The organism is Bacillus sp. 05T22, assembly GCF_056396765.1.
In genome coordinates this window covers 1-23,250 of sequence record NZ_JBFTMC010000074.1, presented here as the reverse complement: position 1 = coordinate 23,250, position 23,250 = coordinate 1, and the positions used below count along the sequence as shown (strand labels likewise).

Sequence of the window (23,250 nt, the reverse complement as noted above, 5' to 3'; positions counted from 1 at the left end):
CAAATAAGGTAAGTGAAGAAGGTCTGTTTTGGGTACGGATTCGAGATCCCAATATCAAATCGACCTACTCTTCACTTCTACTATAAAAAAATAGTAGTGCAAACCAATGCCTTGGTCTACACTACTAATCTTAGTATGTTTTGAGTGTTGTCTATGAGTATAATAGATTAAGGAAACAAAAGAAAACTGCATAATTTTTAAAAGTAGGCCCATTGAGGCCTATTTGGTATGCTCATTTTTAATGAACTAGACAAAAAAATTAAGGTCAAGTAGACTACAACTAATATATTTGAGGAGAATCTACTATGACGAACAATAAAAGAGAAAGAAGAACCTTTACAGCGGAATTTAAGCACCAAATGGTTCAACTGTATCAGAATGGTAAACCAAGGAAGCATTTCGCAAACGATCGTTCCATCCATACAGGAATGAATAGATATAGTGCATAGGCTATAGCCATCCAAATTGCGAAAGATAGAACTTGTTGTGATGAAAGCGTCGAAAAAATACTAGAGGAATAATAAAGAATGAAAGTATCTAAAAACAACCCTATTCCGGTGCCGAAGATCCCCCACCTAACTTCTTTACTTTTTCTGAATTTTGAGGTGGGGTCTTACTGCCCGTTAACGCGGGATAAATAAAAAGAGGAAGAAAAGCCTAAAATCAACTTCTCTTTCCTCTATTTTTTTTATGAGATTGTATTGTCATGGAATCACAAGGTGTGTAGTAAATTTGTGGAGTTGCTTTATTAACAAGCATTGCAAAAGTAAGCAGACCAATGATGAAGAAGATAAAAACTATAAACAAAATAGCACCTATCGTTAAAAGAATCATAACACCACCCCTATTTCATTCATGATATTACACTCTTCGATATACTATGAAAGGAATCCTTGTTATATAAACAAACGTAACAAAATAATCACAATCACCCCAGTTAACACTATTCCTAACAGGCTACGTGTATAAACAGCAACAAAGAATGTCGGAATTGCTGCAATTATATAATCCCATTGCGTCGTTTTATTCATAAAGAGTACTTCGGCAAGGAGCGCTGCTAATATAGCAATTGGTATATAACTTAACCATTTTAGCCCCCAATCTGGAATTTGTATTTTACTAAATACAATGAGCGGTAATAAGCGCGGAATTAAAGTAACTACCCCTGCACCAATTAAGAGCAATAGCACATCTAGTCTTACTTCCATTTTTCAAACACCACCCCTATTGTTGCTGCTGTAAGTGTTGCAATAATAACTGCTACGCTTGCGGGAACGAAAAAGTGCATGCTATATGCGATTACAATAGCCACAATCGCAACACTAAGATGAATGGCTATCTTTGGATGACTACTCATTAACTGCAATACAAATAAACCAATAAACATAGCTGGTAGTGCATAATCCATGCCATACGTATGAGGATTTGGTATCCATTCACCAAAAATACCACCGATGATATTCGCAATGATCCAATTTAAATATGCTGTCACATTTAAACCAAGCATCCATCTCTCGCTTAAATACTTCTTTTTTGAAGCTTGCTGAACCGCAAGTCCAAATGTTTCATCTGTAATTTGCGAGCCGATTATCATATTTTTCAAGAAAGGGACTTTCATTAAATACGGGGCGAGCGCAGCACTCATTAACAGATGACGTAAATTCACAAAAAATACTGTGAAAATAATTGCAGAAGTAGGTGCTCCAGCCGCAAACATACCAGCGAGTATAAATTGTGAAGAACCAGCATAAATCAAAGTAGACATTAACGCTATTTCAGCTAATGAAAATCCTGCTGTTTTTTCAATTACACCAGCTGCGATACCAATACTTAAATACCCTAGTACAGTTGGTAAACAATCTTTCACGCCTTGCTGAAATGTTTCATTCCCGTTCATTGTCATCTGTACTTCAGCCCTTGCCATTACTCTTCCCCCTTCATTTCATGCATCAAGCGTTTACCCGTTACGACGTGAACTAAATCTGCATTACCACGCCATAATGCATCTAATTTATCAGGACCAAATTCCCGTGTAATTTCTTCAACCATAATGTCATGACGAATATATTCTGTTGCGACAAGCACTAATGCTGGATCATATGTTGTAACAGCCCAGGATGTACCATGCTCTGAAAAATTGGCAATAAGCACCTCTTTTCCATCTCGTGCAACAATTGTTAAATGCCCCCCCATCCGCTCTTTCACAACATCTGGAGTCATATAATTATGATGAAATGTTGTTCCTATTTTTGTTTGAGGTGCCCCAAAAAGTATCGAAAAAACATGTACACCTTCTTGTTCCTTTTTGTGAATAAGAGGCTCCAGCTCGCTCACTTGCTGTTCCCATACAGAAATCCATAACTCTTCTTCTGCACGCTCAATAATGTTACTTATTTCCTTTAAAATTCGTTCATCCGTACGAATATGAGAGATTACATCTACTTGACGCTCCTGCTCTAAACAATTTAACTGTTGATCAAGGAAATCAAATGACTTTTCAAAATCCTGTCGCATTCGATTCATTAACTCACTTGCCGATACTGGAACGTACTTAACTGGTTCTGACGGTACTAAATGCACTGCGCCTTTATCCATCAATTTCCCAAGTACCTCATAAATCATGGAACGCGGTACACCCGTTTGTTTACTAATTTCATATCCTGTCGCAGGATAATGTTTTAATAAACCGATGTATGTTTTACATTCATATTGCGAAAATCCTAATTTTTGTAACTCCTTCATGACGTCATCCATTGTAATCCCTCACTTCAATTTACCTCTATTTGCATTTACATGACAGCGCATACTTCAAAACGACAATTTTGCTTTCTTTACTTTTACAACTTCAAAAGTATTCTCACCTTATGTAAGTACGCCTGTATCGCATTCTTGTCCTCCACCAGTTGGATAAAATATCGTTTCTTTTACAAATACTCGATTTCCATCCACTCTTGTTACTTCTGTTTGACAGTTTTTCTATATGCATCCTGTAAAAATAATGCCTCTGTCATACCCCTACTCCTTTAGTAGTTATTACTATACCTACTAATATAAAAAGAAAAAAATGTATAGTCAATAAAATTCTGAATCTTAATTCAATTAGCAAGAAATAAGCTATCTTTAAAACAAGATAGCTTAATTACATTTATCCCGCTGCTAATCCTCAGCGAAGGTTTTCTGCCGGAAATGATAAAAAATAATAGAGCTACTTTCTATCAACTTCATAAAAACCAATAGAAAGTAGCTCTCATTGTTTCATGGGTACTATTTGTTCTTTTGTATCCATTTTGTCATGCTGACGTTTGCTTTTCTCCAAATATTGTTTACACATATTCACAAAAGACGGTAATGTTCGAATTTGATCAATATCTGAACTCTCAATAAACCGATTCATTTGATTTGTCATTTCGCCCATACTAGAAATAAGCTCTTCTTTTTCCTGCCTCAATCTCTCGTTTTCAGCACGAAGATTTTGAAGCTCTTTCTGTATATCTTGTGTATTATTTTCCTTTATATGCCCAGCCGCCATACTCGAAAGTTTATAAATCCCTTCCATAAATTGATATAGTTCTTGTTTTTTCCCCTCTGCGCCAATTGTTTCAAAATTATCGACAATCCCTGATAATATAGTAACTAGATTTACTTCTGTCTTTTCCCTTTGAACCACTACACTTTCTACTTCCTTCTCATTCACATACTGTTCTGATTCATGTTTTTTCTTACGTCCTGGCTTTCCCTTTTTAATATTTTCAAATGATAGCTCTTTGTTTTTCAACTTATAATACGTATTCTGTAGTTGACTTTCTGTTTTCGGAAATAATTGCAAATTTTCCTTACTAATTGCCTTTGAAGTACCTGCAATATTTAAATTATACTGCTGACAAAATTGGTATGTAACATATAAAAGTTCTAATTCAGATTTCAACCACATCATTTGAGATTGTTCGTATGCAAATAAACCACCCATTTTTTCAACATCTCTTTGAAAAGTCATCATTTTATTATATAAGTCCATTAATTCTTCATACGTCACATGGAACTCTCTTTCTATTTTTCTACATTCCTCTTCTACTTTTTGAATAGTCCTTGTTCCATTTGCAATATTTTTCAAAAGATCTAATGCTTGAATTGCCGTCTGTTGGTACATTTATATTCACTCCCACTCAACATTTTTGCAATTTCAACTTCTTCTTTCTCTTTTATAAAAATAAAAAAATATTATAAAAATATTTTATAATATTTCTGAATTATTAGTCAATAAAGTGTAAAATTGACACATTCTATTTTTATATTAAGATTAACTTATAGCAATATGAGGGGGATCCATATGGAACATAATATTTTAAAAGTCATTGCACTAGCAGAAAAACTAAAATATGAAATGAGACATAGCTGGCTTTCAAACGGACGTCAGGAAAGTGTTGCTGAACATACTTGGCGTATGTCACTTATGGCTATTTTAGTTCAGCCTTATTTAGATCAAGAAGTAAACATAGAGAAGCTATTAAAAATGGTTATTATCCATGACCTTGTAGAAGCGGAAGCTGGTGATATCCCTGCTTTTGACACAATGAACAGTGAACAATTACAATTACAAAAACAAGAAAATGAACAAAAAGCCATTTTGAATATTAAACATACATTAGAAGGTCCTCTCGGGGACGAACTGTATGATTTATGGATGGAGTTTGAAGCAAAAGAAACGTACGAAGCGAAAGTGGCAAATGCTCTTGATAAACTAGAAGTTAAAATTCAGCATAACGAAGCTGACATCGATACGTGGCTTCCAATTGAACATAAAATGACATTCCAAGTTGCAAAACATACTGACTTTGATTCATTCCTATCAAAATTACAAAAAATGATTGAACAAGAAGGCGAAAAGAAATTAATTGCTGCTGGCATTGATATTGAGGCATGTAAACAGTAAACAGCTCATAATAGTGAGCTGTTTTTTTCATACTTTTGTATGAAAAATTCCCCATTCTTTTTATTGATTTAACCTAAAAAAATATGGATTACAATTACAAATAAGAACAATATATTAGCCAAATAGGAGGATTACTTATGATTAAAGGATTATACGAAGCACATTTGCCTATTCGCAATCTAGAAAGATCCATACCATTCTACGAATCATTAGGATTAAAACTATATAAAAAATATGAGGATACTGCCTTCTTTTGGATTGTAGAAAAACAAAGTTGGCTTGGGCTTTGGGAAGGAGAAGAATATAAAACTCCGTATCATCCTTCTCTTCGCCATATTGCGTTTCAAGTGGACTTCGAGTTTCTTCATACATCTATTCAGTGGCTGAAAGAGCGAAACATTGAACCAGTTCCATTCGGTAGTCGAACGACTACCGAACCTTTCGTTCGTCCTAACCAAGGCAATGCTTCTGTTTATTTTAAAGATCCAGATAATAATAGTATTGAATTTATTAGTTTCGTTAATGTTCCAGATGAATTAAAGCATATTACAGAGAAACTTTCTTTAGAAGAATGGGATCAACTTTTACAAAAGCAACCAAAAAGCTAGCACAAATGGTACACATGCTAGCTTTTTGGTTGCTCTATTTAAGTCGCTGTAAATGATAGTATATTCTTATTTTCTTTATTCAAATTAAAATCGATACTCATATACAATGTAATCAAAAATGTTTGTAAACCCTAAGCTCTCTGCTATAGCAATTGAAGGTTTATTCACTTCCATACAGTCCCAATAGGGCACATACCCTTGTTTGAAACATTCTTGAACAAATATATGTGCGACTTTCTTGGCAAGATTCTTCCCTCTATGTTCCAAAATTGTCTCGATATTTACCGCATGCATATTCCCACTTACAAATCCTGAAAAACAAAGACTCACCACTTGATCCTCATGCAAAATCACATACCCAATTCCTTTTTCAAAAAATGATTCCACCGAATTCCAAAATGATGTAATTTGTGAAACGAAAAATGATTGTTCCAGCAAAGCATATGCTGCAATATTCTCCTTCGTTATTTTTAATACTGTATATGTCTCATCAATCATTGGTTCATTATATGTTTTGTACGCACTTTCATATAATTTGTATACTTTTTGATTGGATTCCTCGTATGATTGTTCACACAATATTTCTCTAATTGTACGATCCCACCCTACTTGATGACCAAATCCTTCAAACCACTTCAAGTCCAAACAGGCTGCTTCTTGTGCAATTTGTTCCCTTAAAACCTTTTTTATTTCAAGGTTAAACATTTTGTTATTTGCCTCACCAATAAATACAAAACCATCTAAATTTCCAAGCCAAACTAAACCAGACCGTGGTTCGCTCGCATTGTCAACAAATATACGGCCCGAATTATTCCCTTCAATGATAGCTTGCACTTCTATATGCCTTTCCTTTTGTAGAAGATGTTTGCAATTCATAAACTGGTCTTTCTGCAATTCGTATATCATCTTTTTTCTTTCCTTTCATGTGTATCAGCGCTTAGGTTTCATCACCTGCTGTACAATCTATGAATCCCTGCAATAACTTTCTATCTTCTAGAAAAGAAAGGGAAATACCTTCGATCTCTTCACTGCTTTTCCAAGCCACTTCATAAATTAATCCATCTGGATCACATATTTCTTGATTTCCTCCAATTATTTCTACCTCATAGTACAAAATATGAACATCATATCCATTACTATCCCCCTTCTTTTCATACACGCTTTTAATAACTCGTACATCATATCCTGTTTCCTCTTTCACTTCTCGTATACAACACTCCTCAAATGTTTCCTCTTCCAATTTCCCACCAGATGGGATAGACCACTTTAGTTATACTTCTTTTACATCTGGGCGCCCTTGCAATACCATTAACAATTTCCCATCATTATTTTTACATAATGCCGCTGCTCCTTGAAATATTCCCATTTCTCTCCCCACATTCCTTAAAATAAAACCATATTTCCTGTTCGTTTCGCATGCTTTTCTGCTTTTCGAACAAGCACATATGATATTCCAATTAAAATGATTAATAAGCTAGCTAATAAACCTAACTCTGGAAATACATTTATAATATTTTTTCCTTCCATTAATAATGAGCGGAAAATTTGAAGTACATACGTTAATGGAAACAAAGCTGCTAATACTTTGCCCCATAGTGGTAATACAACAATGGGAATGCGTACACCCGCAAAAAATTGCATCGGTTCTTCTAATATTGTAAATAGAATACTAGCATCTCGTGAAAATAAAAAAAACGTATTTAAGCAACCTCCCCACACAACAGCTGAAATACATAAAATCATAAAAGCAACTACAATATTTTCAACTGGTGGTATCGGTCTGTCATTCAGAAACAATGCGATGAGAATCGAAAACATCGTAAACATCCATACTCCTTCTATTAAATTTGCACCTGCCCGGCAATACATCATCCATACACGCGATGCAGGTGTTAAAAAGATAAGTTCAAGTGTTCCATTTTGGCGTTCCCATGACATTTGCCATGCCGATTGAACGAGGCTCCAAAAGAAAACATATCCAATATAACCTGTAAGGAGAAAAAAACTAATCTGTTTTGGATCCATCCATTTTGCAAGCGGGCTAGTATTTGAAGTATCAAATGGCTTCACCGAAAAATAAGCCGTTGCAAATAATAAAACCGGCCAAATGAATAAAGAAAAATAAACCATCTTACTATGAAAATGATTGCGGTGACTTTTTTTCCATTCTGCCAAAAACATATTCACGCACTCACCTCATTTGCAATTTGTAATATTGCATCTTCCAATCTTGCTTTATGTGTTTCTAACTGTAATATACGAATTTGATATTTTGTTAATAATGATAAAACCGTTGTTGTCATATCAAAAGATGCCTTTAGTTCATATCGTATATGTTCACTCGTATGTTCTTTTTCATATTGAATTTCCTTCAGCCCTAGAGAATACTCTAATCGTTCTATCGTTTCATTCTTCATTTCAGGAATCACAATTTCTAAACGATATTCACGGACAATAGACTGGATAATTTTATCGGGAGTTCCTTCATAAAGAAGTCGTCCTTTTTCAATAATATAAAGGTGATCACAAAGTTCCTCTACTTCTTCAAGATAATGGCTCGTTAACAAAATACCCTTATTTTGTTCCTTCGCCAATCGATATACCATTTCTCTCAGCTTTTTCGCTACAGGTGCATCAAGTCCTAATGTTGGTTCATCAAGAAATAAATAATCTGGATCATTAATAAGACCTCTTGCGATTTGCAAACGCTGCTTCATTCCCTTTGAATATCGTTCTACAGGTGTATTAGCAGCTTCTTTGAGCTCTACTTGACCAAGGAGAAACTGAATACGTCCCTCTAATTCGGCTCCTTTTAATCCATACAAACTTCCAAAATACTGCAAGTTTTCTTTACCTGTTAAACGCCAATACAACATGCGTTCACCACCTGCAATCATATTGATCTTTTTCTTTACAAGTAAATCTTGCTTTGTGCTGTCTATACCATCAATTTCAATAGCACCTGAAGTTGGTTCCAGAAGCGTTGCTAACATTTTAATTGTTGTTGTCTTCCCAGCCCCGTTCACACCTAGCAATCCTACAATCTCTCCTTTTTGAATTGTTAAATCTAGTCCATTTACTGCTTCAACTACTCTTCTTTTTTTACGAAAAAAACCTACTTTCTCTTTTAACTCATACCGCTTTACAAGTTGTTTTGCTTGTATCATGATAAGCCCTCCTATGCAAAATGTGTTTCAATCACATACTTTTCCATGCGTTTCATCGCATATACACCCGCAATAAAATACGCAACTCCTAATCCCAATAACCACATAAGTTCAATTTGTATGGAAGCTAAATTCCCACCTTCAATCATACACAATCGAAATGCTGATAAACCATGTGAGAGCGGCATCAATACACTCATAGGTTGTAAAAATGCAGGAAGATAACCTACTGGAAAAAAYACACCACTGACAAGGCTCATAAAAATAAACAATGTATTTTGTGTTAAATATGTATCACGAAAATAGAGCATAAAAGCCCCCAATACTAGTGCTTGAGCGAATATAGCAAAAAAGAAAATAAATAATAAAAGTACCACTGGTATCATATTTATTTCTCGAAACTGTAATCCAAAAAACAAACCAAAAATAAAAATCGTGATAAATTCAAGTACCACACGCAATATTCCTTGCGCAGCTGCTCCTAGAAAATAACCTTGCCGAGATGATGGCGTTAATAATAAAACATCCAGCGTCCCTTCACGCAGTTCGGTTATCAACGTCCGGCTCACAATCATTAATAGAGAAACAGAAAATGAATAAAAAACAGCTCCTAATATAACGTACGAAAGATAATCATCCGTCTTCCCTAACTTTGCAAAATTAGTATCTAACTTTCCTTGAAACATAAAATGATACGTTAAATAAGCAAACAATACGATATATACACCAGTTAAAATATGTCCTAGAAAAAATGACCATGGGTACGCTCTACGCATCGTATAGAAATCACGACGAAATGTAGCCATAAACGTTAGCCACATGTTCTTCCCTCCTCTAATTTTTGAACAATTGGGCAATCCATAAATTGATCTAAATCAACACGAATTTGTTCTAATCGTTCTCGATTTGTCTTATAAAATACGTAATAACCTTTTCGTTCCTTTTGTATAAGACCTGTAGACTCTAACATTTTCAAATGATTGGAAACCGTTGATTTTGTAAGACTATACCGCTCTGTTAATTGCTGCGTACAAAAAGATTGAAAAGATAAATCTCTTAGCATTTTTAATCTCGTTTCATCTGATATCGCTTGTAAAATCCGCAAAAGATCCTTTGGTACTTCATCTGTATATGAAGATGCAATTTCCACCTCATAATAGACTTTTATATGCGTAGAAATAAGGTTATCTATTAGTAAATGAGGTGCGACAAAAGTTGATGGATATAATGTAATTGCTAATAAATCCTCATAACGATATTGCCACGTACGAGCTTTTAAAAAAGTTATCTCCTTATCATCAATTAAAAATCTCGGATGCAAACTTTTAGAAAGGGCCAACGGATTCCTTTTGATTATTTCTTTCACATCATATACAGATTGTTCTAACCACGGCTCAATGCGAAACAGCTCACGTGCAAAATAACGCTGATGATACGTAAGTAAAAAATTACAAACCATACCTTTCTCTAAATCCGGAAACATCTCCTGAAATCTCTTGGTGTCTGTCGCCCGTAATTTTTCAATCCCTTCTTCAACATAGACTTCAGCCTGAAACTCAGAGCACCAATCTATAAAATGTAACCAGCCATCGCTTTTCTCATTAATCTCATATAATATTTCTTTTTCCTCCTGATCCATCTGATTTAATACATTTTCTGCCCACTCTAATCGTTTTACATGATGGGTAGGATTAGATAAAACATGTAAGCTTAATAACATTTCGCGAAATGGTGAATATACAACTTTGACATGTCGTTCAAACCATGATGTAACTCGCAACATAAATCCCCCTCTCTTTGATTCGATTTCCATCGAATCAATTTTATAATTTTGCAAAATTATTCAGTATATTAACAACTTACACTGTAAACGTCAATGAAAAATTAGAAATATTTTCATAAAAAAGACCTCAGCTACGCTAAGGTCTTTTTACTTAATTCTTTTATGTTTTTAAAATACAGGCGTGTTTCTTTCTCTTCTCCCTCATCAAACAAATTGAGTTGTTTAATGATTTCAGCTGCAAACTCGACATACGCAGAGCCAACTGCTGTAATGATTTTCTCATCCACTGTTACATCTGTACTTTGTTTATACTCCCACTTATGGAGATGTGCTAAATGTTCCACCTCTGATGTTAATGATGTTGAGAATTTTTTATTTTTCAACACATCTGCTGCATGTAATAACGCAGTTCCTGCACAAATACCAGCTAACCATTTATTTTGTTCATTTAGCTCTTGAACAATTGATAATAACTTAAGATTTTCTAAATGATGAAAAATCTCTCCGCCAGGGACAATTAGAATTTCATACTCTTTTGCAATTATATCATCTATGGAAGTATGCGGTTTACATAGGAAACCTCCTTCTCCTTTAACAGTAGCACCATCTACACTTACTGTGACAATTTCAAACCCCTTACTTTTTAAAAATAAACTTGCTAAATTCACTTCAAATTCTGCAAATCCATCAAATAGGAAAAACAATGCCTTTTTCATTTCATCAGCCCCTTTATTTTCGACACACTTATACATATTCGAAAATAACAAAACTTCTCCTTCAAAAAAAAACAAACCTGCTAATGCAGATTTGTTTTTAACTTATCTTCTATTAAACCCTTTTTTACTCAAAAACTCCTTCATATGCATTCTTTTCTCTTTTGACATAAAAGCACTCATTGATCCTGTCCATGTTACATCCTTTTGATTTGTAGATCTTTCCTTATAATATTCATTAGTCGTACGGTCATATTCCTCTAGTAATTCATCATATTTATTTTCGTCATATACGTTTTCATGTAAAATCGCTTCAACTGGCAAACGCGGTTTCACTGCATGACTTTCATTAGGTACTCCAACTGTCATCCCAAATACCGGGTATACTTTATCTGGTAAATGGAGCAGTTCACTCACTTCTTCTGGATTATTCCTGATTCCTCCAATATAACAAATGCCATATCCTAGTGATTCTGCAGCGAGCGCTAAGTTTTGTGCAAATAAGGATGCATCTACTGTAGCTACAATAAAGTCCTCTGCACCATCATGTTTAATCTCTGTTCCATGTTTCTCACATGCTGTTTCTAAGCGCTTTAAATCTGCACAGCAAACAAAAAATGCCGCGCAATCTTTCACATGACGATTACCTGATAACTCTGCCAATTGCACCTTTAAATTTTCATCTGTAACGTACATAACTGAATACGCCTGAACAAAATGTGATGATGCTGCATATTGCGCTGCTTGTACCATTCTTTCCACTATATTCTTAGGAATTGGTTCTTGTTTATATTTCCGAACTGATGTATGTTGCTCCATTTTATGTATCATCTCATTCATAGTAAAGCCTCCTTTTTCTTATTACTGAAAAATTAACATATCCTTTTCATTTATCACAACTTTTATGCCCATCTAAAAACTTCTATATAATATGCTCTTTTTTCACCTCAATTAAAGCAGAACCCTTCCAACCTATACAAAAAGAGGACGAACTTTTAACCATTCGTCCTCTTTCATTCTTGAAAAAATAAAGTGAAACTTTAATCAGTGGGGGGGTTTCTTCATCCCCCACTGATTATTAGCCCTCACCAATCGGGCTTTTACGGACAGTTGATCCCCCACCTATCTTCCTCGTTTCTCTCTGAATCTTGAGGTGGGGGTCTTACTGCCCGTTAATGCGGGATAAATCGTTTAAGCTGCTCTCAGCACTTTAACACCTTTAACAATATTCCAAACAAAGTAATAAATACCTACAATTGCAAAAGTTACATAGGTTACAATCATTCCGATTCCAACACTTGCGGATTCTCCAAAACTTAAACCGAATACACCTGAAAATGCCAATCTACCAAACAAAATTGCATATGGGAAAATATGTGTCCAAAATGCCTTTTTCGCATGATATTTCACATCATCTTCTGCAATAAAGTAGACGATGATTGGGAATAGAAACGGTGCAAAGAAAATACTAAAATAACAAAGTGAAGATAAAATATTATTGCCTTTCATACGATTCACTCCTAAAGTCTCGTTGTTTTTGTTACCTTTATTATGGCACTTCACTACTTTAGGAACTATCGTTTTACCTTTCAATCAGATTACATTTTTGTAAGCTTCATTACTATATACGATTCGTTAGCCAATACTGTGTAATCGCAAAATATTCCCTCACATTTGACTGAATAATAATCGATTTAGGTGTTTTCGCAGGAAGTCCATTTACCTTTAACCCTTGTTTTTCAGCAATTTTTTTGGCCCGAAACATATGAAAATCATTTGTAACAATCATCCCTTTTTTCTTATTTGCTGGAATAAGAGACTTTGAGAATTCAATATTTTCATCTGTATTTGTAGAACGATCTTCCATTATAATTCTTTGTTCTGCAATACTTTGTTTCATTAATCCTTTTTTCATGGCCCGTGCTTCTGAAATGTCTTCTCCTTTTCCTTTACCACCGGATACAATAACAATCGTTTGTTCATGTGTTTTTAAATATTCCGCTGCTTTATCAATACGATATTGTAAAGAATAAGAAGGCTCTGTTCCTTTCACCTTTGCTCCTAAAAGAATCATGTAGTCTGCATCGTTCGGTGCTTCCATATGACCATGCTTATAAATGTTATATTGTAAAAATCCTATATAACCTACTATAATCATTATCACAACTAAACTATACTTCATCATCTTTTTCTTCTTTATCATTTACATTTACTCCTATTTTTTCTATTTTCTCATCATAATATTCTTCTCATTATTTGTATAGATTTAATTTCCTAATTGAACTACCCCCACCTTCACTTCGTTTAGAGGAGGGGGTCTTCTCGGTTAAAATGATAAATAAAGGGAATAGTGGATAAGGTATATATAATTGATAATGGGAACTTTGCATTAAGGAGTGTAATCATTGATTATTTTTTTATGTAATGTAACATTCTTCTTTGTATTATTTCTTATATCGCTTAAACTGCTAGGAAAATCTGCACTTGCACAGCTTACACCACACGATTTTGGAGCCATTATCTTTTTATCTTATTTAGCTTTTCGGGCTATACCTGTTGATGGTGCTTTGCAAGCCATTGTGGGTATGATTGTAATTACTTGCCTCCATCTCTTGATTACAAAATTAAGCTTGCTAAATAAACTGAATCGTTTCATTCTTGGTCACCCCATTATTTTAATTAAACATGGAGATATTGTTTTTGAAAATCTAAAGAAAAGTAGATATCCAATTGCTGAGTTGCTATCCAATCTTCGCGTAGCAGGATATCCTAGCGTACATGAAATCGAATATGCCATTTTAGAAGCGAATGGCGCCATTAGTATTTTACCCAAAAGAGAGCTTGTTCCTCTCACTCCAAAAGATATGCATATAGATGTAAAATATGCAGGATTACCAATTGCCCTTATCGTTGATGCACAAATTCAATACGATAATTTAAAATTAATCCATAAAAATGAAAAATGGCTTCGGAAAGAGTTACTAGAAAAAGGATTTGAAGATATAAAAAACATTGCATTTGCTTCTGTACAAGAAACTGAAGGCTCTTTTGCAATTAGCCTAAAAAATAAGAAATCCCCTTAAATACATTTAAACATACTATAATTAAAAGAGGATATTATGTTCAATATAGAGCATAAATCCTCTTTTTTTATACATAATGGAATGAATAATCAGATATTACGAATATTGTCTATTATGTATATAATGTTATAGATGAAAATTTGTTGTTAGTTAGGGGGACAAAGCCCACAGCGGGAGGCGTAGTGAGGTCTATAAACCGAACGTAAAAAAAATGGTTTTAGGTGGTGAATGTCTATGAGGGTCCAAGAGGTGCTTTTAGAGAATAATAGTAAGAGATACATATTAGTAGATAATGAAGGCATTCCTGTGATTCCTGTGATGAAATACCTGAAGTATTTAGATGTTACAGGGAAAAGCAACAACACACAGAAAACGTACTGTTATGCACTAAAACAGTATTTTTTGTACTTACAGGAGATAGAGAAAAATTACAGAGATATAAGATTAGAGGACTTGGTGGAGTTTGTAGGATGGCTTCGGAATCCGTATGAGAGCAGCAAGGTAATGTCTCTTCGACCTGTGAAGGCAAAGAAAACAGAAAGGACAGTGAACCTTACGGTCACCGCTGTTACAAACTTCTATGACTATTTGTACCGGAATGAAGAGTTACCGCGTGATATGGAAGAGAAATTGATACGTCAGGTCTTTACAGGCGGGAGAACACGGTATAAGAGTTTCCTTCATCATATCAACCAGGACAAGCTATCTATGCGGAATGTATTGAAGGTAAAAGAACCTCGCAAGAGGGTGCAGACGCTCTCAAAAGAACAGGTGAAACAGGTCTTAGCAGCAACAACGAATATACGGGACACCTTTCTCATCCAGCTCCTGTTTGAGACAGGGTTAAGAATTGGAGAGACGCTTTCTTTATTTTTAGAGGATTTCAAGTTTAGTCATCAAAAAGGGCATCGCATTCGTCTGACGGATCGCGGGGAATTAGAGAACGGTGCGAAACTGAAAACAGGGGAACGGGAAATCTTTGTTTCACAGGACCTCATGGACTTATATGATGACTACATGTACGATGTCATTGACGAATTGGACGTCGAAACCAACTTTGTGTTCGTCAAATTGCGCGGTAAAAACATGGGGAGACCGATGACCTACGGGGATGTAGAAGCTCTATTCAAACGACTGCGTCAGAAAACAGGAATCGATGTCCATCCTCACCAGTTTCGTCATACGCACGCGACGATGTACTATCAGGAGACGAAGGATATTAAACAGGTACAAGAGCGCCTTGGTCATTCACAAATCCAAACGACCATGAATTTGTACCTTCATCCTTCGGATGAAGACATCCGCAAGGATTGGGAAAAGGCACAGGGCGCATTTCAAATCAAAGAACCGAACGGTGGGAGAGAATGAAACAAGTTTATCAGGTTAATACAGAACAACTTGGATTTCATGAGCGATTGCAGCGTGACCTGTCAGGTTATCCCATGAAGACCATAGAGAAGGATGACTCAGTTATCATCCATCACGTGAAGGATCCCTACTTCTTGGTCAAAGACATTTGGAATGTTGACTTTTTGGAAAACATTCCTCAATTTCAGGAAATGGTTGAGAAATATAAAGGTACAAATCGCAATGTGCGTTTTCAAATCAATAACGCGACTGTTAACCTGGAAATAAAATATGTGTGGTATCAGAAATTATTTAAGGATGAATGGTCATTAAGCACCGTATTTGGAGAGCCAGCAAGGCTCTTACGAAGGTTAACAGTATTTCTCAACGAAAAATACCCTAACCTTTTCTCCCTTCTTGATCTGGACATCGACCAAACAGAACGGGAATGGTGGTTTTGGTTAGAACAGCAAGGGATATCAACACAATATAAAAGAAAAGACGTGACAGGTGGCGTTTATATACATAAAGCACCCATCGCAAGCTTTTTACGATTTATTCATTCCAATTTTCTTGTCCTGACTGATACGCGTGAAGAATGGGAGAAAGATCGATGGGATGTGCGAATGTTACATGACAAATATGGAATTAACTATAACAAGACCAAGCCTGACTATTACCTTGATTTCACCAAAATTGAACAAGTGGAAATGCGTCAGCATATTAAAAGGTATTTCAAACAACGCTTACTTAGTAAGAATCATTTCTCATGGGGTTCAGCTCAAGGTTATCTAACTCATTTATCAAGGTTCTGGTCACTTATATTTTCCTTAGAACCTTCATGGACGAATTTAAAAGGGTTGAAACGATCGCATATGGAACGGTACATCCAATGGTTACATGAATATACAAGAAGTAATTTGACTCAAAAAAATGCGCACCCTGAAAGCCATATACAACTTGCACTGACCTACATAGGAAAGTTCTTGAGAGACACCCAGCGATATGAATACGATATCGCTCCTGACACCCGTATACAATTGTTACTCTTTCCAGAAGACAAGCCGAAGTTAAAAAAGAAATCGATTGATCAAATTGATTACATTCCTGACTATGTGTTAGAACAGCTCTTTATGCACATCGATGATTTACACAAAGAGGTCGTTCCTGTGGTATGGGTTGCTTACAAAACAGGGCTTCGCATTTCGGATGTATTAGGTTTAACCTCGAATTGTTTGGAGCGGATTAACGGTAAATACTCCATTGTCACGGATATTGAGAAAACCTATGTACAAGGACACCGAATTCCAATTGACGAAGAATTGGCAAACATCCTTGCGATTCTCATTCACAAATCCAAAGAGAACAGCAACCAAGGAAATAACCCCGAAGGGTTCATTTTCGTTCGTTATCGTGGCTCTCGAAAAGGCAATCCTTATTTTCAAAAATGGATTCAACGAGAATTAAACAAACTAGCAAAACAAAAGAACATTGTAGATGAGAATGGAAAACTGTTCCACTTTAAACTTCATCAATTTCGACATACCTACGCTGTCAAAATGTTAAATAGCGGTGCAGACATTCTAACTGTACAGGAATTGTTGGCGCATGCCTCGCCCGAAATGACCTTACGGTATGCCAAACTGTTGGATGACACGAAGCGAAAGGCATTTGAAGCGGTCTTTAGCAAAGGGCTATGTTTCGACAGAAATGGTAAGGTGCAAGAAATTAAAGCGGATGAAGATATCCCAAAGGACATCCTGCAGGCCCTTTGGCAAGATCATAAATTAAATGCGATGGAAAATAACTATGGAACGTGTCACGCTCGTTTAAGTGGCGGCTGTGCTTATTTGGAGGAAGCGCCTTGTTTAACGTGTGGTAAGGAAGGCACTCCTTGTAAGGACCTAGCAATTGGCTTTTCCGATTTCGATATCGGGAAATATGAGGATCATATCAAAAGAACCTCCAGAAATATGGAATTGGCAAAACAGTATGGACGTGAAGACATTGTGGAAAAGGGTTCTAGAAATTTGAAGCGTTATGAAGAGATTTTAAGCAAGCTCCAGGAAGGGAACGTTATCTTCGGCAGAATGGAACGAATGAAGCGAAAGCAAGGTGTAGAAAATGGTTAACTATGACCGTAAAGAACATTTAAAAGCAATTCATGCATCAAGAAAAGCGACTACTTCGCAAAAGGTGGATAAAGCCATCCAAAGGCTCGTGCGAGCCAATGATCCTATCAATTTTAATAGTGTGGCAAGCGAGGCTGGCGTAGCAAAAGCCACGCTATACAATAACCGTGAACTGCGTGAACGGATTGAGAGCCTGCGCCAGCAACAAGCGGAAGCTCCTACGCCAAAACAAATCAAGCGTGAGATAGATGAAAACAATAAAGATGCAATTATCGCCTCTTTGAAACGTAAGATTAAGAAGTTAGAAGAAGAGAAAAAACAACTGCGTGAGCAATTGAAGGTTGCTTATGCAGATGTATACAAAAAAATTTAGGATATGAGGAGTGTTCAGTTTGAAAAATGTTTTAGACTGAACCTCCTTGGTCTAATTGGATATTACTATTTGTATTTGTTTTATTAACTAGAATATAGATTTAGACTAACGAATCGTTTATATTTCATGATAAGGGTTTTATTAAAATAAAGTATTAGACTGGATAGTGAATATACATTTTGTCTAATGGAAATGAGGGAGAGAAAATAATGGGGATTCCAAATGAAACGTTAGTTAAAGTTCTTAGTGAATATGGACTTGTTCGACCAGAAATCACATTTCTCAAACATAATGAAAATATGACCTATAAGGTGACAGACTTAGCTGATGGCTTTATCTATTTATTACGTGTTCATCAACCTTTCACAGAGAATTTATCTGGACTACAGCACACAAAAGAAGGATTAACAAGTGAGCTTCAACTACTTCTTGATATTGCTAACAATACAGATTTTGAAGTACAGACCCCTATCAAAAATAGTTTTGGCAAATTTATTGTGGAATTTGACTACCAGAAAACTACTACTATGACCTCCCTTACAAAATGGATTGATAGCCGAACCTTAAACAAAGAAGACTTTTCAAATCCCAAAATAGTCAAAGCGTTTGGAACTCAGACAGTCAAATTACATCAGTATTTACGTACATATAACCGAGCACTTCAACAAGTTAGACCGAATTATGGAGCAAAAAGAATAGATACTATGATTCAACAAATTTATCGCGGCATTGAGAAAGGATTGTTCAGTCAGTCTAATTTTAATACGGTCGAGAAATCTTTGAATTTGATCAGCTCACGTCTTGTGAATTTAGAAGGACTAAATGCATGGGGAATCATTCATGGGGATTTGAACATGAGCAATGTTCTTGTTACAAAACTAGGAGGCGTCGCCTTTATTGATTACAGTCTATTTGGGTATGGGTATTACTTGTTCGACGTGGCAATGGGGGCATTAAATTCCACGGCTACAACCAGAAATTTATTTTTTGAAGGTTATTTCGGAAAGACTGAAGTACCTGAAGATATTTTGATGGTTGTTGAAGGATTCATGCTCATGTCTGTATTAGGTTATTATGCTTTTCATATGGAAAATGAAAAGATTCATACATGGATTAGAGAACGGATGCCTTTGTTATGTACAAAACATTGTCTACCTTTCCTGAATGGAGAACGTATACTTTATAATTTCTAGTTAGTATTACTGGTAGCAGTTAAACTAACTAGGAGCTACTGGTAACTAAGTAAAAATCTAACTTTAACAGAATTCATATAAAAAAGGTGTTTTCAAGTATGGAAAGCACCTTTTCAGTCTACAACTATTTTTCTATAGTCTAAAACATTTTTTAAATTAAACAAGGAGAACGTTGTTCTCTCCTTTCTTATTTCACAAATGAAAACACGGCCGACAAGTGAAATCGGCCGTGTTTTTGTACAATCCTAGCTTATTGCGATTTTAATGATATCGGAAGTCACTAATTTATAAAATCCCTGTCATTCCCATAAAGGAATAAATATTCAAATCTATTCTCATTAATCCTTCTTCACCAACAATACCCATACCTTTAGTATTAGCTTAAAAAACCAGTAAAACACAAAAAAGTTAAAGACAAATCCCAATGGATTAAATCCCAACATCCCTTTAACGAAATAGGAGAAATTTTGTGCAGGTATACCGAAGTAAAGAAAACTTCCATCACTACCATTATCTGTTCCTGTTGTAGGGATGAAGGCAAAGACAACAGCGAAAATCAGACTGATAAAGTACAACTTATTTTTGGTTGAACCCATTCTTTTTTTGTTCTTTAATAAACAATAAGTGATTAAGAACACCATCCCTAAAAAGAAAAGTATTACTTCCATTTGACACCTCCTCACCATATGTTTTTAATTCAATAGCGTAATACTGTCAGGGCCAATATCAAATGCAGGATAATTGAACAAAGTTAGGAAAGAATATACCATAAAAAGGGTTCGAGAAAATGAAAAAAATCGTTTTTGTAGTCTTGGTTTTGTTAATTTCTATTGGTACAGTTGAGAAAGTATCTGCTCGTTCTTTACAATCAACTGATGATACATTAGAAGCTGTTAAAAACCAAGAATTATCAATAATACAAGCAATTGAATTAGCATATCCATCTGCATTGAAATGGAATAAAAACGCTCAATTATTACAGGGAGTTAATATAGACAGAGATAAGCCTGGGAAGTCAATTGGGAGCAATGGTAAAAGAAAATACTGGAATATTGATTTTGGGGTGCCAGATACTAATAAAATATTTTTAGTCACAATCTATGAGKGGAAAATTATTGAAGAAAAGGATCTAACTGGGAAAGATGATTCTCCTTATCCTAAAAAAGAGTTTATACAAATGAAAGATATTAAGTATGATTCACCAGGATTGCTTAAAAAAGCACTGAAAATGGGGAGTATTTATCCAGGTAAAGATTGGGCTAAAGGCTATAATTTTATAATTAGAAAAGACACAGAGAGAAACATTAATCTAATATTAGTGATAGGTTGGAATAGTGACTAGACAAAAATGAAAGCAGTGGGCTTTAATGCTTCAACAGGAGAATATATTAAACCATAGTATGTAATTTGTTGTTTCTTCTTCAACAATCGGGCGCGATTGTTGAAAAAGGGTGATACATATTATACATGACTAATATGTATCACCTCTTATTTTTCATGATTTTTTCCATTTAGGTCTTGATAAATGTATTTAAGGGGATTTCTATCATGCCACATGTTCTCTTTCTATATTTCGTACTGATACCGGATGAGAAATACGATTCATTCCAAATACGATAATCGCTGTTAATAATTCAGCGACTGGCATTACAAGCCAAATCCCATTCACTCCAAACAGCTTTGGCATAATCCATAATAATGGAATAATAAATAATAAACCACGGCTTAAAATAATAAAAACTGACTTCCTCGTTTGTCTTACCGATTGGAAATATTCTCCGTATACAATGTTATAGCCTAAAAATACATATTGAATAAAGAAAAGGCTAATTCCCGTCACAGTTAGCGTGAGTAATTCTGTCGACTGAACATCAAATAAACCGATAATATATTTCCCAAAGAATAAACCGATCACAATCGCTACACATCCAAGTGCAACAGCAGTTTTTACTGCAAAGTGTAGTCCTTCTTTCAACCGTTCCGGTAAATTGGCACCATAATGGAAACTTGCAATTGGTTGTAAGGCTGCTCCAACACCAAAGAACACTAATAGTGTCATGGAGTGAATACTATTAACCATTGCATATGACGCAACACCTAATTCCCCCGCATATTGAATAAAGGCTATATTAAATCCAATTGTTACAATCGCTACTGTTATTTCTGTTGTAAAGCTTGGAAAACCAATCACCATAATTTGTTTGACAGTCTCCCATTCAAAATGAAATTTGGTCCATTTTAAAATACTACTTTTTCTAAAGAAATGACTTAATAAAACAAGAAAACCAATTGCTGCTGACAGGATAGTCGCTGCCGCTGCTCCTGTTACGCCCCAACCAAATATAAAAATAAAGATATAATCAAATGCAATATTTAACAGCGCTGTTACAACAAGTCCCGCCATCGCTAAATTTGGATTTCCATCGTTTCGTATAAATGTACTTAAAATATTTTCTAATACGTATATCATTCCAAATGTTAATAATACAGTTAAATAGTCTAATGCGTACGGTAGGATTACTTCATTAGCTCCAAATAAATAAGCTAAATCTTCTATTCTCCATAAACAAATGACCATTAAAATACCGACAATTACAACCGCCACTGTCATTGATTGTGTAAAAATAGACCGTGCCCGCTCTATTTTATTTTCACCTAATGCTATGGAGTACAGTGTAGCTCCGCCCATTCCAATCCATAATGATATCGAGAAAAAAATGGAAAAGGCCGGGACAGCAACGTTTACTCCCGCTAAGCCATTCGCTCCGACACCTCGGCTAATCATAACGGCRTCGATTACAATATTCACYGACATTAATACCATTCCRAGAACYGCTGGTATTAAATAAGAWATAAATAARCTTTTAATTGGTTTTTCTCTTAATTTCTCAGTTGTTTCCATAACAAAATGCTCCTTTACAATTCTCTGTTCATATTTTAAACCTTCAAGTTACTTGAAGGTCAAGTGAGAATTAAAAATACATTTATATAACCTCTTACTTTCTTTTTATTACCGGAATTTGTATCTCTGTAACTTGCTCTTCTGGATTTCCCGTCACAGACCAGTCAATTAAAGCAAGCTCAATCGCATCTCCAGACACTTCATATTCTTTCTCCTCGATATCCATTAACAGGTTCTTATAAGTTCCACCCGTTTCTTCATATGGCCCATGGTGATAAGAGCAGGCGAATATCCCTTCTTTAATTTCATCTGAAGTAGTAATTTGAAACGGCATATAATCAAGAAGAATAAAAACACTATTATATGCTTGAAATTCATTTTGAAGTAACCCTTCTTTTGACACTGTCACACCCAGGTCTCCTGAAAATAAACTGTCATCTATTTGCTTCATATTCTTTTGAAGTGAATGGATATAATACTCAAACATATCATCCGTTATATTTGGTGCAATAGCTAACGCTGTAATTTTTCTCTTTGGTAATTTTTTAAATGTCACATTATTAGCTTTTGACTTTGTAGCTTCTTTCATCAAATCGATTTTATGCTTCATTTTAGCCAAAGCATATTCAATTTCTCTTTGTTTTCTTAGCATCATCTTTTGGTGTTTTTCAAGTAAATTTAGGGCATAAGATGGGTTTCTTTCATCAATATATTCCTTTATTTCTTTTAAAGAAATATTTAATTGCCGTAAAAATTTAATTGTATCTAAAAGTGAGAATTGGTCGATTGTGTAGTATCGATAATTTGTTTGTGGATCAACAATGGATGGATGAAAAATACCTTTTTCATCGTAATAACGTAATGTTGACTCCGCAATATTATGCATTTTTGCCATTTCTCCAATAGTAAAACGTTGATTGAATAACATATTTTCTACTCCGTTTCTTTCAAATAAATTGATTCCTTAAAAACAAATTTGTTTTTCTTCCTCTTCATTATATAGACATTTATTCTTATTC

General features: G+C 35.0%; 25 protein-coding genes and 3 pseudogenes. 8 read left to right on the top strand and 20 right to left on the bottom strand.

Annotated elements, in window-relative coordinates; translation table 11 throughout:
• Positions 1–373 precede the first annotated feature (373 nt).
• The 7 genes and pseudogenes from AC1DIT_RS19460 to AC1DIT_RS19430 form a co-directional block, all read right to left on the bottom strand.
• Positions 374–580, bottom strand: a pseudogene (locus AC1DIT_RS19460) (hypothetical protein); the annotation flags it as partial.
• Between the two features lie 83 nt (positions 581–663).
• On the bottom strand, positions 664–834 hold the full coding sequence (locus tag AC1DIT_RS19455) for a DUF3951 domain-containing protein (protein ID WP_016114206.1): 171 nt from the start codon (positions 832–834) through the stop codon (positions 664–666).
• 62 nt (positions 835–896) lie between these two features.
• A complete protein-coding gene (locus AC1DIT_RS19450) occupies positions 897–1,208 on the bottom strand; it encodes an AzlD domain-containing protein (protein ID WP_016114205.1) in 312 nt (103 codons plus the stop codon).
• Complete coding sequence (locus AC1DIT_RS19445) at positions 1,199–1,924, bottom strand: AzlC family ABC transporter permease (protein ID WP_016114204.1); 726 nt, start codon at positions 1,922–1,924, stop codon at positions 1,199–1,201. Before AC1DIT_RS19445 ends, AC1DIT_RS19450 begins: the two co-directional genes overlap by 10 nt.
• Complete coding sequence (locus AC1DIT_RS19440) at positions 1,924–2,754, bottom strand: TrmB family transcriptional regulator (RefSeq protein WP_016114203.1); 831 nt, start codon at positions 2,752–2,754, stop codon at positions 1,924–1,926. The genes AC1DIT_RS19445 and AC1DIT_RS19440 overlap by 1 nt, the downstream gene beginning before the upstream one ends.
• Before the next feature lie 111 nt (positions 2,755–2,865).
• Positions 2,866–3,011, bottom strand: a pseudogene (locus AC1DIT_RS19435) (alanyl-tRNA editing protein); the annotation flags it as partial.
• 236 nt (positions 3,012–3,247) lie between these two features.
• Positions 3,248–4,147, bottom strand: a complete 900-nt coding sequence (locus tag AC1DIT_RS19430; RefSeq protein ID WP_476998354.1) for a DNA-binding domain-containing protein — start codon at positions 4,145–4,147, stop codon at positions 3,248–3,250.
• A gap of 180 nt (positions 4,148–4,327) precedes the next feature.
• Between AC1DIT_RS19430 and AC1DIT_RS19425 the strand changes: the two genes are divergently transcribed.
• Complete coding sequence (locus AC1DIT_RS19425) at positions 4,328–4,930, top strand: HD domain-containing protein (RefSeq protein WP_016114201.1); 603 nt, start codon at positions 4,328–4,330, stop codon at positions 4,928–4,930.
• Between the two features lie 137 nt (positions 4,931–5,067).
• The gene (locus tag AC1DIT_RS19420; RefSeq protein ID WP_016114200.1) at positions 5,068–5,538 is read left to right on the top strand and encodes a VOC family protein; all 471 of its coding nucleotides are present in this window, start codon (positions 5,068–5,070) and stop codon (positions 5,536–5,538) included.
• Positions 5,539–5,622: 84 nt separating this feature from the next.
• Here the strand turns inward: AC1DIT_RS19420 and AC1DIT_RS19415 are convergent, their stop codons facing one another.
• The 10 genes and pseudogenes from AC1DIT_RS19415 to AC1DIT_RS19370 all read right to left on the bottom strand — a co-directional run bounded on the left by AC1DIT_RS19415 (position 5,623) and on the right by AC1DIT_RS19370 (position 13,401).
• The gene (locus AC1DIT_RS19415; protein ID WP_016114199.1) at positions 5,623–6,444 is read right to left on the bottom strand and encodes a GNAT family N-acetyltransferase; all 822 of its coding nucleotides are present in this window, start codon (positions 6,442–6,444) and stop codon (positions 5,623–5,625) included.
• 31 nt (positions 6,445–6,475) lie between these two features.
• Positions 6,476–6,904 (bottom strand): annotated as a pseudogene (locus AC1DIT_RS19410) (NUDIX hydrolase).
• 17 nt (positions 6,905–6,921) lie between these two features.
• Positions 6,922–7,719 carry an ABC transporter permease gene (locus AC1DIT_RS19405; RefSeq protein ID WP_033671038.1) on the bottom strand — a complete coding sequence of 266 codons (798 nt, stop codon included), beginning with the start codon at positions 7,717–7,719 and terminating at the stop codon, positions 6,922–6,924.
• 2 nt (positions 7,720–7,721) lie between these two features.
• The gene (locus AC1DIT_RS19400; protein WP_016114195.1) at positions 7,722–8,705 is read right to left on the bottom strand and encodes an ABC transporter ATP-binding protein; all 984 of its coding nucleotides are present in this window, start codon (positions 8,703–8,705) and stop codon (positions 7,722–7,724) included.
• An 11-nt stretch (positions 8,706–8,716) separates the two neighbouring features.
• Positions 8,717–9,526, bottom strand: a complete 810-nt coding sequence (locus AC1DIT_RS19395) for an ABC transporter permease (protein WP_016114194.1) — start codon at positions 9,524–9,526, stop codon at positions 8,717–8,719.
• Complete coding sequence (locus AC1DIT_RS19390; RefSeq protein WP_016114193.1) at positions 9,517–10,488, bottom strand: ArsR/SmtB family transcription factor; 972 nt, start codon at positions 10,486–10,488, stop codon at positions 9,517–9,519. The genes AC1DIT_RS19395 and AC1DIT_RS19390 overlap by 10 nt, the downstream gene beginning before the upstream one ends.
• A gap of 131 nt (positions 10,489–10,619) precedes the next feature.
• Positions 10,620–11,204 (bottom strand): DJ-1/PfpI family protein, encoded by a 585-nt coding sequence (locus AC1DIT_RS19385; RefSeq protein WP_033671071.1) that lies wholly within the window; start codon positions 11,202–11,204, stop codon positions 10,620–10,622.
• A 102-nt stretch (positions 11,205–11,306) separates the two neighbouring features.
• Positions 11,307–12,041: an oxygen-insensitive NADPH nitroreductase gene (gene nfsA, locus AC1DIT_RS19380; RefSeq protein WP_016114191.1), complete on the bottom strand. Its 735-nt coding sequence runs from the start codon at positions 12,039–12,041 to the stop codon at positions 11,307–11,309.
• Positions 12,042–12,392: 351 nt separating this feature from the next.
• Positions 12,393–12,710 (bottom strand): magnetosome magnetite crystal formation protein family, encoded by a 318-nt coding sequence (locus AC1DIT_RS19375; protein ID WP_016114190.1) that lies wholly within the window; start codon positions 12,708–12,710, stop codon positions 12,393–12,395.
• Positions 12,711–12,822: 112 nt separating this feature from the next.
• The gene (locus tag AC1DIT_RS19370; protein WP_033671070.1) at positions 12,823–13,401 is read right to left on the bottom strand and encodes a YdcF family protein; all 579 of its coding nucleotides are present in this window, start codon (positions 13,399–13,401) and stop codon (positions 12,823–12,825) included.
• A 205-nt stretch (positions 13,402–13,606) separates the two neighbouring features.
• Between AC1DIT_RS19370 and AC1DIT_RS19365 the strand changes: the two genes are divergently transcribed.
• The 5 genes from AC1DIT_RS19365 to AC1DIT_RS19345 all read left to right on the top strand — a co-directional run bounded on the left by AC1DIT_RS19365 (position 13,607) and on the right by AC1DIT_RS19345 (position 19,329).
• Positions 13,607–14,284: a DUF421 domain-containing protein gene (locus AC1DIT_RS19365; RefSeq protein WP_016114189.1), complete on the top strand. Its 678-nt coding sequence runs from the start codon at positions 13,607–13,609 to the stop codon at positions 14,282–14,284.
• Between the two features lie 234 nt (positions 14,285–14,518).
• Positions 14,519–15,652, top strand: coding sequence for a tyrosine-type recombinase/integrase (locus AC1DIT_RS19360; RefSeq protein WP_016132681.1), 1,134 nt, complete (start codon positions 14,519–14,521; stop codon positions 15,650–15,652).
• The gene (locus AC1DIT_RS19355) at positions 15,649–17,763 is read left to right on the top strand and encodes a tyrosine-type recombinase/integrase (protein ID WP_016132680.1); all 2,115 of its coding nucleotides are present in this window, start codon (positions 15,649–15,651) and stop codon (positions 17,761–17,763) included. Before AC1DIT_RS19360 ends, AC1DIT_RS19355 begins: the two co-directional genes overlap by 4 nt.
• Positions 17,756–18,136, top strand: a complete 381-nt coding sequence (locus AC1DIT_RS19350; protein ID WP_016132679.1) for a DUF6262 family protein — start codon at positions 17,756–17,758, stop codon at positions 18,134–18,136. Before AC1DIT_RS19355 ends, AC1DIT_RS19350 begins: the two co-directional genes overlap by 8 nt.
• 209 nt (positions 18,137–18,345) lie before the next feature.
• Positions 18,346–19,329, top strand: coding sequence for a phosphotransferase enzyme family protein (locus tag AC1DIT_RS19345; protein ID WP_016132678.1), 984 nt, complete (start codon positions 18,346–18,348; stop codon positions 19,327–19,329).
• A gap of 338 nt (positions 19,330–19,667) precedes the next feature.
• Here AC1DIT_RS19345 and AC1DIT_RS19340 read toward each other — a convergent pair whose 3' ends face one another.
• A complete protein-coding gene (locus AC1DIT_RS19340; protein WP_016132677.1) occupies positions 19,668–19,997 on the bottom strand; it encodes a hypothetical protein in 330 nt (109 codons plus the stop codon).
• Between the two features lie 119 nt (positions 19,998–20,116).
• Between AC1DIT_RS19340 and AC1DIT_RS19335 the strand changes: the two genes are divergently transcribed.
• Positions 20,117–20,671, top strand: a complete 555-nt coding sequence (locus tag AC1DIT_RS19335; RefSeq protein ID WP_476998353.1) for a hypothetical protein — start codon at positions 20,117–20,119, stop codon at positions 20,669–20,671.
• Between the two features lie 204 nt (positions 20,672–20,875).
• Here the strand turns inward: AC1DIT_RS19335 and AC1DIT_RS19330 are convergent, their stop codons facing one another.
• Positions 20,876–22,231 carry an MATE family efflux transporter gene (locus tag AC1DIT_RS19330; RefSeq protein WP_016114188.1) on the bottom strand — a complete coding sequence of 452 codons (1,356 nt, stop codon included), beginning with the start codon at positions 22,229–22,231 and terminating at the stop codon, positions 20,876–20,878.
• A 94-nt stretch (positions 22,232–22,325) separates the two neighbouring features.
• Positions 22,326–23,159: a MerR family transcriptional regulator gene (locus AC1DIT_RS19325; RefSeq protein ID WP_016114187.1), complete on the bottom strand. Its 834-nt coding sequence runs from the start codon at positions 23,157–23,159 to the stop codon at positions 22,326–22,328.
• Between the last annotated feature and the right edge of the window lie 91 nt (positions 23,160–23,250).